13 protein-coding genes and 1 pseudogene are annotated in these 14,863 nt (G+C 43.7%); 1 reads left to right on the forward strand and 13 read right to left on the reverse strand.

Annotation, left to right across the window (positions count from 1 at the left end):
• Nucleotides 1-60: 60 nt before the first annotated feature.
• The 12 genes and pseudogenes from HMPREF9965_RS05695 to HMPREF9965_RS05745 form a co-directional block, all read right to left on the reverse strand.
• Nucleotides 61-1,041, reverse strand: a pseudogene (locus HMPREF9965_RS05695) (LCP family protein); the annotation flags it as partial.
• 134 nt (nt 1,042-1,175) lie between these two features.
• Complete coding sequence (locus HMPREF9965_RS13470; RefSeq protein ID WP_004243370.1) at nt 1,176-1,340, reverse strand: hypothetical protein; 165 nt, start codon at nt 1,338-1,340, stop codon at nt 1,176-1,178.
• Nucleotides 1,337-2,185, reverse strand: coding sequence for a prephenate dehydratase (gene pheA, locus HMPREF9965_RS05700; RefSeq protein ID WP_000686429.1), 849 nt, complete (start codon nt 2,183-2,185; stop codon nt 1,337-1,339). The genes HMPREF9965_RS13470 and pheA overlap by 4 nt, the downstream gene beginning before the upstream one ends.
• Nucleotides 2,182-2,658 carry a shikimate kinase gene (locus HMPREF9965_RS05705; RefSeq protein ID WP_001151397.1) on the reverse strand — a complete coding sequence of 159 codons (477 nt, stop codon included), beginning with the start codon at nt 2,656-2,658 and terminating at the stop codon, nt 2,182-2,184. Before HMPREF9965_RS05705 ends, pheA begins: the two co-directional genes overlap by 4 nt.
• On the reverse strand, nt 2,651-3,934 hold the full coding sequence (gene aroA, locus HMPREF9965_RS05710; RefSeq protein ID WP_004243322.1) for a 3-phosphoshikimate 1-carboxyvinyltransferase: 1,284 nt from the start codon (nt 3,932-3,934) through the stop codon (nt 2,651-2,653). Before aroA ends, HMPREF9965_RS05705 begins: the two co-directional genes overlap by 8 nt.
• 90 nt (nt 3,935-4,024) lie before the next feature.
• The gene (locus tag HMPREF9965_RS05715) at nt 4,025-4,363 is read right to left on the reverse strand and encodes a YlbF/YmcA family competence regulator (protein ID WP_000065985.1); all 339 of its coding nucleotides are present in this window, start codon (nt 4,361-4,363) and stop codon (nt 4,025-4,027) included.
• Between the two features lie 10 nt (nt 4,364-4,373).
• On the reverse strand, nt 4,374-5,477 hold the full coding sequence (locus HMPREF9965_RS05720; protein ID WP_001140851.1) for a prephenate dehydrogenase: 1,104 nt from the start codon (nt 5,475-5,477) through the stop codon (nt 4,374-4,376).
• A 9-nt stretch (nt 5,478-5,486) separates the two neighbouring features.
• On the reverse strand, nt 5,487-6,653 hold the full coding sequence (gene aroC / locus HMPREF9965_RS05725) for a chorismate synthase (RefSeq protein ID WP_001269885.1): 1,167 nt from the start codon (nt 6,651-6,653) through the stop codon (nt 5,487-5,489).
• 9 nt (nt 6,654-6,662) lie between these two features.
• The gene (gene aroB, locus HMPREF9965_RS05730; RefSeq protein WP_000702182.1) at nt 6,663-7,730 is read right to left on the reverse strand and encodes a 3-dehydroquinate synthase; all 1,068 of its coding nucleotides are present in this window, start codon (nt 7,728-7,730) and stop codon (nt 6,663-6,665) included.
• 18 nt (nt 7,731-7,748) lie between these two features.
• A complete protein-coding gene (locus HMPREF9965_RS05735) occupies nt 7,749-8,603 on the reverse strand; it encodes a shikimate dehydrogenase (RefSeq protein ID WP_000762497.1) in 855 nt (284 codons plus the stop codon).
• Complete coding sequence (gene aroD / locus HMPREF9965_RS05740) at nt 8,593-9,270, reverse strand: type I 3-dehydroquinate dehydratase (protein WP_000780376.1); 678 nt, start codon at nt 9,268-9,270, stop codon at nt 8,593-8,595. Before aroD ends, HMPREF9965_RS05735 begins: the two co-directional genes overlap by 11 nt.
• Nucleotides 9,267-10,430, reverse strand: a complete 1,164-nt coding sequence (locus HMPREF9965_RS05745; protein ID WP_001079979.1) for a class I SAM-dependent rRNA methyltransferase — start codon at nt 10,428-10,430, stop codon at nt 9,267-9,269. The genes aroD and HMPREF9965_RS05745 overlap by 4 nt, the downstream gene beginning before the upstream one ends.
• 272 nt (nt 10,431-10,702) lie before the next feature.
• On the opposite strand from HMPREF9965_RS05745, the gene HMPREF9965_RS05750 reads away from it, so the two are divergent.
• Nucleotides 10,703-12,157, forward strand: coding sequence for an alpha-amylase (locus HMPREF9965_RS05750; RefSeq protein ID WP_001181051.1), 1,455 nt, complete (start codon nt 10,703-10,705; stop codon nt 12,155-12,157).
• A 79-nt stretch (nt 12,158-12,236) separates the two neighbouring features.
• On the opposite strand, the gene alaS is transcribed toward HMPREF9965_RS05750, so the two are convergent.
• Complete coding sequence (gene alaS, locus HMPREF9965_RS05755) at nt 12,237-14,855, reverse strand: alanine--tRNA ligase (protein ID WP_000811737.1); 2,619 nt, start codon at nt 14,853-14,855, stop codon at nt 12,237-12,239.
• Between the last annotated feature and the right edge of the window lie 8 nt (nt 14,856-14,863).

The following is a 14,863-nucleotide window of genomic DNA, read 5'->3' on the forward strand; positions in this document are numbered from 1 at the left end:
TCAAAGCCAATCCACCATTTTTACTGGTGAATGAAGCTTTGATTTTCATTTATTTACCTCTTATCTCATTCCCATTTGGGCGAGTTTAGCCCGGTATTTGTTTTGGTCGACAAGTAGACCTTGTCCTCCGTAGACATCATAAGCATCTACCCAATCGCCAAGTTCTGGCACTGTCAATCTTTCAATACCGTTCTGTGCGCCTTCGATAACTGACAAACCATTAGTCAGCAGGAAGGTATAAGGTAGATTGGTTGAGGTCATTCCAAAGACCTTTCCAAGTGCCTCTGATCCTGTAAAGAGTTTGGTTGGATCTTTGATTTGCTCAAGAACAGCTGACATGACCTGCTGCTGACGTTTGGTACGACCATAGTCTCCTTCATCATCATCACGGAAGCGAGCGTAATTGAGCAAGGTCGAGCCATTCATCTGCTGTTTCCCAACTTTAATAGTTTGAGTTGGTGATTCCGTTTCTGTTGCATGTAGGTCATCTCCAACTGTGGCTTCTGTCAGAGGCTGACCATTTAACGTTGAAAACTTAGCGTCTATAGTCACCCCATCAGGAAATAGCGTATCAATAGCAGTTGCAAACGCTTGGAAATCTACCAGAGCATAGTACTTAATGTCCAAATCAAAGTTGTCTTTTAGAACCTTGCGGACCATTTCTGCCCCTTTTCGCCCTTCTTGTTCCCCGAGTTCATAGGCAACATTTAGTTTATTATCTGTTTGTTTCTTGCCATTCACAATCTGGCTGTAGCCATCAATATAGACTAGGTTGTCACGCATGAAGCTGACTAGCTTGATTTTCTTATCCGAACCACTAACATTCAATACCATAATCGTGTCTGTGCGAGTTTCTGCACTATTTTGACCAATACGGCCATCTGTCCCCATGATTAGGATATTCACCCCGTCTTTGGTATCTTGACCATTAAAGACCTCTACTTGTGCCGCTTTTGCATCAGCTGGCTTATTGCTAGTAGTTGCCGACTGGAAACCTCGAAGGAACATAATAATCATGCCCGCAGCCACACAGGTTACCAACAGTAAAAGCCAAATTAGAACTCGTTTAAAAAATCTTCTTGGTTTCTTCTTTTTCACTTTTGGAAGAGAGGGAATTTTCTGATGTCTATTCGAGCGACTTTGATTGGAATACTGTGGAATCCCAATGTCCTTCCCTAGATTTTTTCCCTTTCAACTTCATTAGAGGGAAATCCACCGTCCATTTTTCTTTTTAAATAGTCAAATTCTCTCTTTTCTCTGTCATTTAGGTAATGAATATTCTTAAAAAGGTAGTCATAGCGTAACTGCTCATGATGACTTAAAGGGCTTTCTTTGCTCATAGGCTCTCCTTTCCTAAATCTCTAATGGTGAAAATAGGGTAGGTTCCCAATATCTTGTACTGGATCCCAATTGTTTCGAGTTCTTGTCTGGCAAAATGAACCAGCTCTTTGGCACTATAATCCACATCAATAATCAAAAAATATTCTCCCAAGGCTGTTTTAAGGGGGCGACTTTCAATCTTGGTTAAGTCAATCCCTCTCCAAGCAAAGGTTGAAAGAGCCTTGTAGAGGGCACCGGGAAGATTGTCCGGTAAGGTTAAGGCTAGACTCATTTTTTCATTTTGTGATTGTAGAGGGATAGTGGGAATCTCGGACCCTAAAACCCAAAAACGAGTGAAATTGGCTTCCATTTCTTGGATATCTTCTGCTATCAACTCCAAACCATACTCGGCAGCTGAGTTTCTAGGGGCAATAGCTGCAAAAGGCTGGTCTGGGTGTTCAGCAATGAAGCGGGCTGCATAGGCTGTGCTTGCCGTCACTTCAAGCTGGGCTTCTGGGTAATGCTCATCTATGAATTTCTTTCCTTGAGCCAGAGCTTGAGGGTGGGAAAAGATTTTCTCAATTTTTGACTGACCAGGAACTGTCATCAGTTGCTGATGAATGGGTTGTACTATTTCTGCAACTGCTTGGATGCGAGCCTGGTGAAAAAGATAATCCAAGCTTTCATGAACACTACCTTCGATAGAATTTTCAACTGGCACCACAGAATAATCCACCAAGCCTTGCTCATAAGCCTTGATAACATCTGTGATATTGGCAAAAGCCTGCAATTCCTCTTTGGGAAAGGCTGTCTGCACAACATGATGCGAAAAAGATCCCTTGGGACCTAGATAGGCAATTTTCATCTCAGTTCCTCTATAATTTCCTCTGGGCTTAGCTTGGTCACATCCAGAACCCGACTGGCTACTTCCTCATACCAAGTCTGTCTTTCTTGGAAAATACTGGCTAATTCTTTCTTGCTTTTGTTAAGAAAGAGCGGGCGCTGATTGCCCTTATCAGCTGCGATACGTTGGTAGAGAGTTTCAAAATCTGCTTTTAGGTAGATGTTATCAGGATTGGTCTTGAGCAAGTCACGATTTCGCTGAGAAATAACAACTCCTCCGCCAGTTGACACAACTCGGTCCGTTTTTAGTAAATCAGCTAGAACTTCTGACTCCACCTGACGAAAGGCTTCTTCTCCATTTTCAGCGAAAAAATCCGCAATGGACATTCCTAAGCCTTCCTCGATTAAAGCATCCATATCTAGGTAGTCTGGATCCAAACGTCTAGCGATTGTGGATTTCCCAGCTCCCATAAATCCGAGTAATACCTTAGCCATGAATCAAGCTCTCCAAATCATTAAAGAAGCTAGGATAGCTGGTATTGATGGCTTCAGCACGGTCAAGTTCCACTTCTCCATCTGCAACCAAGAGGGCTGCGATGGCTGTCATCATTCCGATACGATGGTCACCAAACGTATTGACTCTCGCACCATGAAGGGTTGATTTCCCTTTGATAATCATCCCGTCTGCTGTAGGAGTGATATCCGCCCCCATGCTATTTAAAGCATCTGCCACCACCTGAATGCGGTCAGTTTCCTTGACCTTGAGTTCCTCAGCATCCTTAATGACCGTTACACCTTGCGCTTGGGTCGCTAGAAGGGCAATAATAGGTAATTCATCAATCAAGCGTGGAATCAAGTCTCCACCAATTTCTGTCCCTTTCAGATTTGAAGTTTCAACCGTCAGAGTTGCGGATTTAGCGACTGGATCGATTTCAGTTATTTCTAGTTTTCCACCCATGGCGCGAATGACATCAATGATACCAGTCCGGGTTTCGTTGATGCCCACATTCTTCAGTACAACACGAGAATCTGGAACAATCAAACCTGCAACCAACCAAAAGGCTGCACTGGAAATATCTCCTGGAACAACCACCTTTTGTCCTATTAGCTTTTGCGGACCGTTAACTGTGATTGTTTTACCATCCACACTTAAATGGCCACCAAATTGCTGAAGCATATCTTCGGTGTGGTTACGAGTACATTCTTTCTCGATAATAACGGACTCCCCCTGAGCCTGTAAGGCTGCAAATATCAGGGCTGACTTGACTTGGGCAGAGGCAATAGGCAACTCATAGTGAATGGGAGCTAAATTTTTCGTACCTTTTAAGTGAAGAGGAGGCAGGTCTCGCTCGGTTTGCCCTGAAATGCTAACGCCCATTTTTTTCAGCGGAAGGGTCACACGGTCCATAGGGCGTTTAGAAAGACTATCATCTCCAAACATCTCTACTTCGAAGTCTGCACCAGCAAGTACACCTGAAATCAGACGAATCGAGGTTCCAGAATTCCCCATATCCAAAGCATGTTGCGGAGCTTTAAGGCCATCCATCCCAACACCTTGAATAGTAATCACACCGTCTGTATCCTCAATTTCAACGCCAAGGTCACGAAAAACATGAATAGTCGAGAGCACATCCTCTCCACGCAGAATATCATAAACCTTGGTCTCACCCTCAGCCAAACTTCCAAAGATAATCGAACGATGGCTGATGGACTTATCACCTGGTACTCGGATACTGCCATGTAAGTGGCGAATGTTTGTTTTTAGTTTCATACCGGACCTCATACTTGCAATACTTTTTCTTATTTTATCACAAAAAAGCCAGAAATTCCTGAAATTTCTGGCTTTTATACAGATAAAATACTATTTCAATAATTCTGAAACGGGTTCAAAGACAATTTTTTCAATGTCTGAAAGGTAAATAGACAATTGTTGCTGTTTGGCAAAGAAATCTGACAAAAGAGCGTTCTCTTGGATTTGCTTACTAAAGGACTGCATCTTTTCTTGGAAAGAAGCATCTGGCATTTGTCCAGTTTGCGCCATGACTTGGATTTCTTGCTGGAAGGCAAGGTAATCTGCAAAAATCTTGCTGGCTTCCGTATCAGCTTGGATGGCATCTTTAGCTGCTTTAACAGTCTTGTATTCTGGTAATTCGCGTAACCCGCGACTAAGTTCATTTGCACTATCGTAAATATTTGACATGATTTTCTCCTTATTTGATGACGACTGTGTAGTCCGTATTTTCTGTAATTAAGCGCTCAGCTCGTTCTAAATCTTGAGCATTTTTAAATGAAATTTGTAGAATCCCGTGAACATCTTCACGGTTTTCTTCGTTGATGTGGATATTAACCAAAGAAGTCCCACGAAGTAATTCCAGAATCCGCAAAATAACATCTTCTTCATCGGGAACATCGACATAGAGGTCATAAGAACTATCCACACCACCACGTTTATGGATTTCCATAGCCTGACGTTGCTCACGCGCTTGGTTGAAAAAGTTCCAAATCTGCTCTTCTTCCCCCTTGCTAATAGCCTGACCAATCTCATCTAAACGGTCCTTGAAATCCTCAATCCGCTCTAGGATGGTCTCGCGATTGGACAAGAGAATGGAAGTCCACATACCTGGTTCACTCTCTGCAATCCGGGTCATATCTCGAAAACCACCCGCCGCAAAGCGCCTTGTCATTTCATGATCTTGAGCATAAACTGCTGTCTGCTCCATGAGACCGGCTGCCAAGATATGGGGAAAATGGCTAATCTGTGAAGTTACACGATCGTGCTCCTTGGCGTCAATTTCAATGAAACGAGCATGGAGACCAGAAAGTAGGTCCTTCATTTCCTCAAGCGTATCTGGACTAGTCAAACTAGATGGAGTAAAGATATAGTAGGCATTTTCAAAAAGATTAACATCCGCAGAAGCAGCTCCTGTCTTGTGGCTACCAGCCATGGGATGGGCCCCGACAAATCGAACAGACTTGCCAGTCAAATATTCCTCCGCTGCATCCACAATGGCTGACTTGGTTGAGCCCGCATCCGAGATAATGACGCCTTCTTTCAAGTTCAAACCTGCCAACTCCTGAATAAAAGTAATGGTCTGCCTGATTGGCAAGGTCAGAATGATGACATCTGCCAGAGGAGCAAAACTGGCAAAATCATCCGTCGCACGGTCAATCATCCCCCGCTCCAAGGCAATGTCTCTCGAAGCCTGACTGCGATTATAACCTAGAATTTCATAATCAGGATGATCACGCTTGATACCTAGGGCCATAGAGGCTCCAATCAATCCAAGACCTGCTATATAGACTGTTTTTGCCATAGGAACTCCTTAATAGTTCTTTGTATAGTCTCGGTGTTTAGCTACCGCTTCTTTTAATTCCTCTAGATTGTCCGATGAGAATTTTTCAAGAATTTCCTGCGCCAGAACTGTTGCCACAACAGCCTCCATGACAACACCTGCTGCTGGCAGAGCGGTCGGGTCACTTCTCTCCACGGTTGCCTTGTAAGGTTCGTGCGTTTCGATATCCACACTCATAAGAGGCTTATAAAGAGTGGGAATGGGTTTCATGACACCACGGACAACGATTGGCTGACCATTGGTCATGCCTCCTTCAAAACCACCTAGATTATTGGTACGACGAGTATAGCCGTCTTCTTTAGACCAGAGAATTTCGTCCATAACTTGGCTGCCTTTACGGTAACCAGCTTCAAACCCAAGACCAAATTCCACTCCTTTAAAGGCATTGATAGATACAACTGCCTGAGCCAATCGCGCATCTAATTTTCTGTCCCATTGGACATAGGAACCGAGGCCGACTGGTACGCCTCCGACGACTGTCTCCACAACTCCACCGATGGTATCACCGTCACGTTTGATTTGGTCAATATAATCCTTGATTTCTTGTTCCCGTTCTTGGTTAACAATGGAAACTTCTGACTGGGCAACTCTTTCCTTAATCTCAGCGACTGTTAAGTTTTCAGGAACATCGATTTCCTTGCCACCAAAAACAACAACATGGTTAGCAATTTCTATATCAAGCTCAGCCAAAAGACGCTTGGCTACTGCTCCAACTGCAACTCGCATGGTGGTTTCACGGGCGGATGAACGCTCCAAGGAATTACGCAAATCATCAAAACGGTACTTGATGCCACCTACCAAGTCTGCATGACCTGGTCGAGGATGAGTGATTCTCCGTTTGTTTTTTAGGCGGTCTTCAATGTCCTCAGCAGACATGATATCCAGCCATTTTTGGTGGTCTTTATTGACGACATCCATGGTAATAGGAGCCCCAGTCGTCTTCCCGTGACGAACGCCCGAAGTAAAGACAACCTGGTCACTCTCAATTTTCATACGACCACCACGACCGTAGCCACCCTGACGGCGTTTAAGATCCCCGTTGATATCCTCTGCTGTCAAAGGAAGTCCAGCCGGAATTCCCTCGATAATTGCCGTCAGACGGGGTCCATGTGATTCTCCTGCAGTTAAATATCTCATAGGCTCTCCTTATTTTACCAAGTAGTCTTTCATCTCTTCTAAGGAAACAGGGTGAATGCTCGCAGAACCAAGCTCTGGTACCAAGACCAATTTCAAGGTGTTGCCACGCGCTTTCTTGTCATGAGTAAGAGCTTGATAAAGCTTATCAACATCCCAGTTTTCATAGTTAACAGGCAAACCAAATTTCTGACACATCTCTTTGATGGACTGGGTTATTCCTTCTGGCATGAGTCCTTTTCCCTCAGCAACCTTGGAAATCTGTACCATTCCCATAGCCACAGCTTCTCCATGCATGACTTTCCCATAACCAGCAGTTGCTTCAATGGCATGGCCAATAGTGTGCCCAAAATTGAGGTAAAGGCGAACACCATTGTCCAACTCATCCTCAACCACCATCTTGCGCTTAACTTGACAAGAATGTTCAATCAAAGTCTCTGCATGTTCCAGAATGCTCTCTACAGAACCATCTAGCTCCGTCAAGAGAGCCCACAGTTTTGGATTCTCAATCAAGCCGTACTTGATAACCTCACCCATCCCTTCAATCAACTCTCTTTTTCCGAGTGTTTCAAGGACCAGCGGGTCAATCAGAACCCCATCTGGTTGGGCAAAAGTCCCCACCATATTTTTAGCAAATGGAGTGTTAACCCCCGTCTTACCACCGATAGAAGAATCAACCTGAGCTGTCAAACTAGTCGGAATCTGAACAAAGTGGATGCCACGCATATAGGTAGAGGCCACAAAGCCAGCCAGATCTCCAACGACACCACCACCAAGAGCCACAATCCCATCGCTACGAGTCAGACCTTGCTTGACTAGAAATTCATAGACTTTCTGAACAGTGGTCAGATTTTTCCGTTCTTCACCTTCTAAAAAGTCAAAAACGGCTACCTGAAAACCAGCATCTTCTAGGCTGAGCTTGACCTTCTCCGCGTAGAGTGAGGCCACATGGTTGTCTGTTACGATAACCACTTTTTGCGGTTGCCAGAGCTCTCGCAACCATTGACCTGCTTGCGATAGACAACCTTTTTCAATCTGAATATCATAAGTATGATGTGGAATATCGATTCTGATTTTCATAGTAGGGTCTCCTTTTCATTATTGATACTTTTCTGTTAAGGACTGCCAAATCTCTTCAGTCGGCATTTCCTTGCCTGTCCACAGTTGAAAAGCTTCAGCAGCTTGATAGAGTAACATTCCCAGACCATTGACAGCTGGGTTGCCCTGACTTCTGGCCCATTTCAAAAATGGAGTCTCAAAGGGTTGGTAAATGATATCAGCAACCAAGAGAGTTTCTGGTAAATTGATGCTTTCTGGAACTGGGGACGACTGGCCATCCATACCCACACTAGTCGCATTGACTAGTAAGTGCGAATCGGCAATCCTTGATTGCAGTTCAGAAACATCTTCTAAAGCACACAAGTGCACTTTAAAACCTGTTTGCTCCTGTAACTTGGTCAGGTATGGTTTTGTTTTTTCCATGGAAACTGAACGAACAAAGACTGAAATCTGACTGACGCCATCCAAAATGGCTTGTGCCAAGATTGATTTAGCCGCACCACCTGCTCCCAGAATGGTCATTTTTTTACCTGAAATTGTAAAAGAAGGCAAGCTCTTAAAGAATCCCTTGCCATCTGTATTATATCCAATTAACGTTCCGTCTTGATTGACAACTGTGTTGACCGCCCCAATCAAACGAGCCTCATCACTCAACTTATCCAAATAAGGAATCACTTGTTCCTTATAAGGCATGGAAAGATTGATCCCAAACATCTGGTAACGCCGAATATTGGCTACTGTTTCTGCCAAGTCAACCGCTTCAATTTCCCAAGCCACATAGACACCATTGGTAGCTGTCGCCTCAAAGGCCCTATTGTGGATGAAGGGTGAAATAGAGTGTTTGATGGGATTTGCAACAACTGCAGCTAAACGTGTATAGCCATCAAGCTTCATCTAAAATCTCCCTGATTTTCTTCATGTTTGATAGAGAAATCTGACCTGGGGCACTCGCTTCATCCAGACTAGCAAATGACCAACTCGAACCCGTCACATCTGAAGTAATGCGTGATACCTTGCCCATTTTCCCCATGGAAATGGTCACGTACTCTTGCTCAGGATTGAGTGTTTTAAATCCTCGTGTGTAGTTCATCAGGTCTAAAACATCCTGCTCCGTATGGGCCATAACTGATACCTTGACCACTTTCGGAGAGAGACTGGTCAACTCAGACAGGATTTCCATCATGTTTTCAGGTGTCTCCTGGAAATTATGGTAACTCAAAACGAGATTTGGAAAATCCAACATTTCCTCAAATACATCCTTGTAGCTGAAATACTCGAAATCTACATAATCCGGCTGATAGAGCTGAGTAACTTCCTTGATGATTTGAACATACTCTTCTGAGGAAAGTTCAATTTCTCCTCCCTCAGCGCGAGTCCGAAGGGTAAAGACAAGTTCGCGTCCTGCGAATTTCTCAAAGATAGCGGGTGCTACCTGTAAAATAGCGTCCTTTGTAAGAAAGTCCGCACGCCACTCAATGATATCGGCATCTTCATACCTAGTGGCATCCAGTTCTTGCGCTTCTTCTAAACTTCTTGGCATCACTGAAACGACTAATTTCATTTACTAACCTTCATACTAATCACCTTGAGGTAATTACTGCTTTCATCTTTTTTATTATAGGAAAAGTCTGCTGGAAGTCCGTATTTATTCAAGACTTGATACCTTCTTCCTGCAAAACCTTTATCAATTTGTTCTGTAAATTTCTGGCGGGAAACATTGGCAGCATTGGTACTAGCAATGATAATGCCTCCCGGATTTAAAATCTCTAGACTTTGGGAAATCAACTTGTGATAGTCCTTAGCTACAGAGAAAGTTTGTTTTTTATTTCGAGCAAAGCTCGGCGGATCAAGGACAATCACATCATAGATCAAGCCTTTTCGCTTGGCATACTTGAAGTACTCAAAGACGTCCATAACGATAAAACGGTGATTGTCCGTGCTGAGTCCATTTGCCTGAAAATGAGCTTCTGATAACTCTCTCGACCGTTTGGCCAAGTCAACAGAAGTCGTCTCACTCGCGCCTCCCATAGCTGCAGCAACTGAAAAGGCCGCCGTATAGGAAAACATATTGAGCAAGGATTTGCCCATGGCTAGACCGTCAACCAGACTCCCACGAACCTCATGCTGGTCTAGGAAAATCCCTGTCATCAAGCCATCATTCATAAAGACTTGATAGAGCACGCCATTCTCAAGAACAGTAAAATAATCTGGCGCTTCCTCACCATAAACATAGGCAGACTCATAGTCTAGACCTTTAAAACGAATCTTTTCATAAGCCCCAAAGACCTCAGGAAAAACTTCCTTAAAAGCCTTTACTATCAGCTCACGAATCTGGTAAACATAGGAGTTGTACCAAGAAAAAACCACATAATCTCCGTATAGATCAATAGTCAGACCACCAAAACCATCCCCCTCTTGGTTAAAAAGGCGAAAGGCAGTAGTCAAGTCATCTTGATAATAAGGCTTTCTAACTTCCTTGGCCTTACGAAACAGAATTTCAAAAAAGACTTGATTGAAACAAACCTTTTCCTTGCTGATGAACCATCCAATGCCCTTGTTCTGCTGAGAAAGATAGGCACTCCCTAAAAACTTCCCATCTTGACTAAGAACTTCTACTTCCTGATCCATCAAATCAATATCTCTTAAATCACTTGCTTCCAAAAGAACTAGACCCTTAGCTAGCTTTTTTTCAACACGTCTGCTGACCCTAATCCTATTCATAGCTACTATTATAGCAAATTTTATGACAATTCTCAAAAAAGAAACCGTTTGTCCATTTTTACTTTAGTTTACTAAGTGTCATTTTTGTTAAAAAGGTTTAATCATACCATTCTTTGTCCTAAGAACCCTTTTCCCAGCAATAGAGAGAGGGGGAGCAATCTCTAAAAATAGACAATTCTAGAAAGGAGTATAGAAAAATTGCGCAAACGTTTGCCTAGTTCTAAACTTTATGGTAGAATAAAACACAACATTGATAAGCAAGAGGAAAAACAATGCAAAATCAGACACTTATGCAATACTTTGAGTGGTATCTGCCCCACGATGGACAACACTGGACGCGTCTGGCTGAAGATGCTCAACACCTAGCAAATCTTGGTATCAGTCATGTCTGGATGCCCCCTGCCTTTAAGGCGACCAATGAAAAGGATGTAGGCTATGGTGTTTACGATCTTTTTGACCTAGGCGAATTTCACCAAAAAGGGACTGTCCGTACCAAGTATGGTTTTAAGGAAGATTATCTCCAAACGATTCAGACACTCAGGGAGCATGGAATCCAACCAATGGCTGACATCGTTCTCAATCACAAGGCTGCAGCAGATCATATGGAAGCCTTTCAGGTTATTGAAGTGGATCCTGAGGATCGTACCGTTCAACTAAGCGAGCCCTTTACTATCAATGGCTGGACTCACTTTACTTTCGATGGTCGCCAAGATACCTACAATGACTTCCACTGGCACTGGTACCACTTCACAGGTACAGACTACGATGCCAAACGCCGTAAGTCTGGCATTTACCTGATCCAGGGGGACAATAAAGGTTGGGCAAATGAGGAATTGGTCGATAACGAAAACGGAAACTACGACTACCTCATGTATGCCGACCTAGACTTTAAGCATCCTGAAGTCATCCAAAACATCTATGACTGGGCTGACTGGTTTATGGAAACGACTGGTGTGGCAGGATTCCGCTTGGATGCTGTTAAACATATTGACTCCTTCTTTATGGGCAATTTCATCCGTGATATGAAGGAAAAATACGGAGAAGATTTCTATGTTTTTGGGGAATTTTGGAATCCAGATAAGGAAGCCAACCTAGACTATCTTGAGAAAACACAAGAACGTTTTGACCTTGTCGATGTTCGCCTCCACCAGAACTTCTTTGAGGCTAGTCAGGCTGGAACAAACTACGACCTTCGTACTATCTTTACTGATAGCTTGGTTGAACTCAAGCCTGATAAGGCTGTAACCTTTGTCGACAACCATGATACCCAACGAGGACAAGCCCTTGAATCGACTGTTGAAGAATGGTTCAAGCCAGCAGCCTATGCCCTTATTCTATTACGCCAAGATGGCCTCCCATGTGTCTTTTACGGAGACTACTATGGAATTTCAGGGAAATACGCCCAAGAAGATTTCAAAGAAGTTCTTGACCGTCTCCTAGCCATCCGAAAAGACAGGGCTTATGGAGAGCAAACAGACTACTTTGACGATGCCAATTGTATCGGATGGGTCCGTTCAGGCGCTGAACATCAATCCCCAATCGCAGTCTTGATTTCAAATGATCAAGAAAACAGCAAGGCTATGTTTATCGGGCAAGAATGGGCTGACCAAACTTTTGTAGATTTACTTGAAAATCACCAAGGTCAAGTTACAATTGATGAGGAAGGTTATGGACAATTCCCTATCTCAGCTACTTCGGTAAGTGTCTGGGCAGCCAATACGATCTAAGAAACTAAGCCAGGTCCACTAGATTTGGCTTTTTTATATTCACAAAAAGATCTACCCAAATGGATAGATCTTTATTGTTTTATAATTTACCTGCTACTGCCTCCAAGAGTTCTTGGATTTTCGCTTGGTTGCTTCCTCCTGCCATGGCCATGTCTGGTTTACCACCACCACGTCCATCGACGATTGGAGCCAATTCTTTGACAAGGTTTCCTGCATGTACATCTTTTGACTTGCTAGCTACAAGGACATTTACTTTGTCGCCAATAGCTGCGACTAAGACAAGCACGTCAGAGTAGTCTTTTTGTTTCCAGTTATCCGCAAAGGTACGAAGGGCACCTGCATCTGATACAGAAACCTGACTAGCAATGTAACGATGTCCGCTAACTTCCTTAACATCCTTGAAGATATCGCCTGCGGCTGCAGCTGCGGCTTTTTCTTTCAATTCTGCATTTTCTTTTTGGAGTTGACGGAGTTGCTCTTGAAGGCCTTCAACCTTGTGAGGTACTTCCTTGAGTTGAGGTGCTTTCAAGGTTGTTGCGACAGCTTTAAGAGCGTCTTCTTGTTCACGGTAGGCTTCAAAGGCTTCCTTACCAGTTACTGCCAAGATACGGCGAGTTCCTGATCCGATTCCTTCTTCTTTGACAATCTTGAAGAGACCAATCTCAGAAGTGTTGCCAACGTGGGTACCACCACAAAGCTCGATAGAGTAGTCACCGATGGTCACAACACGGACTTCCTTACCGTATTTCTCACCAAAGAGGGCCATAGCTCCCATTTCTTTAGCAGTGTCAATATCTGTCTCAACAGTTTCTACAGCAATTGCTTCCCAGATTTTCTCATTGACTTGCTGTTCAATCGCACGAAGTTCTTCAGCAGTTACTGCTTGGAAGTGAGTGAAGTCAAAGCGAAGGAATTCGACTTCGTTAAGTGAACCTGCTTGCGTTGCGTGGCTTCCAAGGATATTGTGAAGCGCTGCATGAAGCAAGTGAGTCGCTGTGTGGTTCTTCATGATACGGTGTCGACGATTTTTATCAATCTTGAGTTTATAGTTTTTGTCCAAATAAAGAGGTTCAAGAACTTCAACTGTATGAAGTGGTTGTCCATTTGGAGCTTTTTGAACATCTGTCACAGTAGCCACGACATTTCCAGCAGCGTCTAAGACCTGACCGTGGTCAGCCACCTGTCCACCCATTTCCGCGTAGAATGGCGTTTCTGAAAATATGAGAGAGGCAGTGCCTTCTGATACAGCATTTACCTCAACATTGTCAGCTACGATAGCTACAAGTCTACTACCTAGTTTTTCTTTTTCATAGTTAAAGCGGCTTTCCACTGTGATGTTTTGAAGGGTTTCATTCTGCATACCCATTGAACCACCCCTGACAGCTGACGCACGCGCACGTTCTTGCTGCTCTTTCATGGCTGCTTCAAAACCTTCACGGTCTACCGTCATGCCAGCTTCTTCAGCGATTTCTTCTGTCAATTCCACTGGGAATCCGTAAGTGTCATAGAGCTTGAAGACATCTGAACCTGCAATCACTGATTGACCTTTTTCTTTCAAGTCTGCTACGATACCCTGAGCAAAGTGTTGACCTGAGTGAAGGGTACGGGCAAATGACTCTTCTTCGCTCTTAACGATTTTTTCGATAAAGTCACGTTTTTCAAGCACTTCTGGGTAGTAGCTTTCCATGATTTTTCCAACAGTTGGAACGAGTTTGTATAGGAAAGGCTCATTGATACCCAATTTTTGACCATGCATGGAAGCACGACGGAGAAGACGACGAAGGACATAACCACGACCTTCATTTCCTGGAAGGGCACCATCACCAATCGCAAATGAAAGAGAACGGATGTGATCTGCGATGACCTTAAAGCTCATGTTATCGCCATCTTGGTCGTAAACCTTACCAGACAATTTCTCAACTTCACGAATAATCGGCATAAAGAGGTCTGTTTCAAAGTTTGTCTTAGCCCCTTGGATAACTGCCACCAAACGCTCCAAACCAGCGCCCGTATCAATGTTCTTGTGTGGCAATTCCTTGTACTCGCTACGAGGAACAGCAGGGTCTGCGTTAAATTGTGACAAAACAATGTTCCAAATTTCGATGTAACGGTCGTTTTCGATATCTTCTGTAAGCAGGCGAATACCGATGTTTTCTGGGTCAAAGGCTTCTCCACGGTCAAAGAAAATCTCTGTATCTGGTCCAGAAGGTCCCGCACCGATTTCCCAGAAGTTATCTTCGATTGGAATCAAGTGGCTTGGGTCCACTCCTACTTCAATCCAGCGGTTGTAAGAATCTTTATCATCTGGATAGTAGGTCATGTAGAGTTTTTCAGCTGGGAAGTCAAACCACTCAGGGCTTGTCAAGAGTTCATAAGCCCAAGTGATAGCTTCATCACGGAAGTAATCCCCGATAGAGAAGTTCCCCAACATTTCAAACATAGTATGGTGACGAGCAGTTTTTCCGACATTTTCGATATCGTTAGTACGGATGGCTTTTTGCGCATTGGTAATACGTGGATTTTCAGGGATAATAGTCCCGTCAAAATATTTCTTAAGAGTTGCTACCCCAGAGTTGATCCACAAAAGAGTTGGGTCGTTTACTGGAACCAAACTCACTGATGGTTCTACTGAGTGACCTTTGGTCGCCCAGAAATCAAGCCACATTTGGCGAACTTGAGCACTAGATAGTTGTTTCATAATATCTC

It is taken from the genome of Streptococcus mitis bv. 2 str. SK95 (assembly GCF_000222705.1).
Lineage (GTDB): Bacteria > Bacillota > Bacilli > Lactobacillales > Streptococcaceae > Streptococcus > Streptococcus mitis_AY.

Bases quoted from the DNA above. Each gene is read 5' to 3' on its own strand.
- HMPREF9965_RS13470 (WP_004243370.1), bottom strand. From the start codon at position 1,340: ATGAGCAAAGAAAGCCCTTTAAGTCATCATGAGCAGTTACGCTATGAC.
- pheA (WP_000686429.1), bottom strand. From the start codon at position 2,185: ATGAAAATTGCCTATCTAGGTCCCAAGGGATCTTTTTCGCATCATGTT.
- HMPREF9965_RS05705 (WP_001151397.1), bottom strand. From the start codon at position 2,658: ATGGCTAAGGTATTACTCGGATTTATGGGAGCTGGGAAATCCACAATC.
- aroA (WP_004243322.1), bottom strand. From the start codon at position 3,934: ATGAAACTAAAAACAAACATTCGCCACTTACATGGCAGTATCCGAGTA.
- HMPREF9965_RS05715 (WP_000065985.1), bottom strand. From the start codon at position 4,363: ATGTCAAATATTTACGATAGTGCAAATGAACTTAGTCGCGGGTTACGC.
- HMPREF9965_RS05720 (WP_001140851.1), bottom strand. From the start codon at position 5,477: ATGGCAAAAACAGTCTATATAGCAGGTCTTGGATTGATTGGAGCCTCT.
- aroC (WP_001269885.1), bottom strand. From the start codon at position 6,653: ATGAGATATTTAACTGCAGGAGAATCACATGGACCCCGTCTGACGGCA.
- aroB (WP_000702182.1), bottom strand. From the start codon at position 7,730: ATGAAAATCAGAATCGATATTCCACATCATACTTATGATATTCAGATT.
- HMPREF9965_RS05735 (WP_000762497.1), bottom strand. From the start codon at position 8,603: ATGAAGCTTGATGGCTATACACGTTTAGCTGCAGTTGTTGCAAATCCC.
- aroD (WP_000780376.1), bottom strand. From the start codon at position 9,270: ATGAAATTAGTCGTTTCAGTGATGCCAAGAAGTTTAGAAGAAGCGCAA.
- HMPREF9965_RS05745 (WP_001079979.1), bottom strand. From the start codon at position 10,430: ATGAATAGGATTAGGGTCAGCAGACGTGTTGAAAAAAAGCTAGCTAAG.
- HMPREF9965_RS05750 (WP_001181051.1), top strand. From the start codon at position 10,703: ATGCAAAATCAGACACTTATGCAATACTTTGAGTGGTATCTGCCCCAC.
- alaS (WP_000811737.1), bottom strand. From the start codon at position 14,855: ATGAAACAACTATCTAGTGCTCAAGTTCGCCAAATGTGGCTTGATTTC.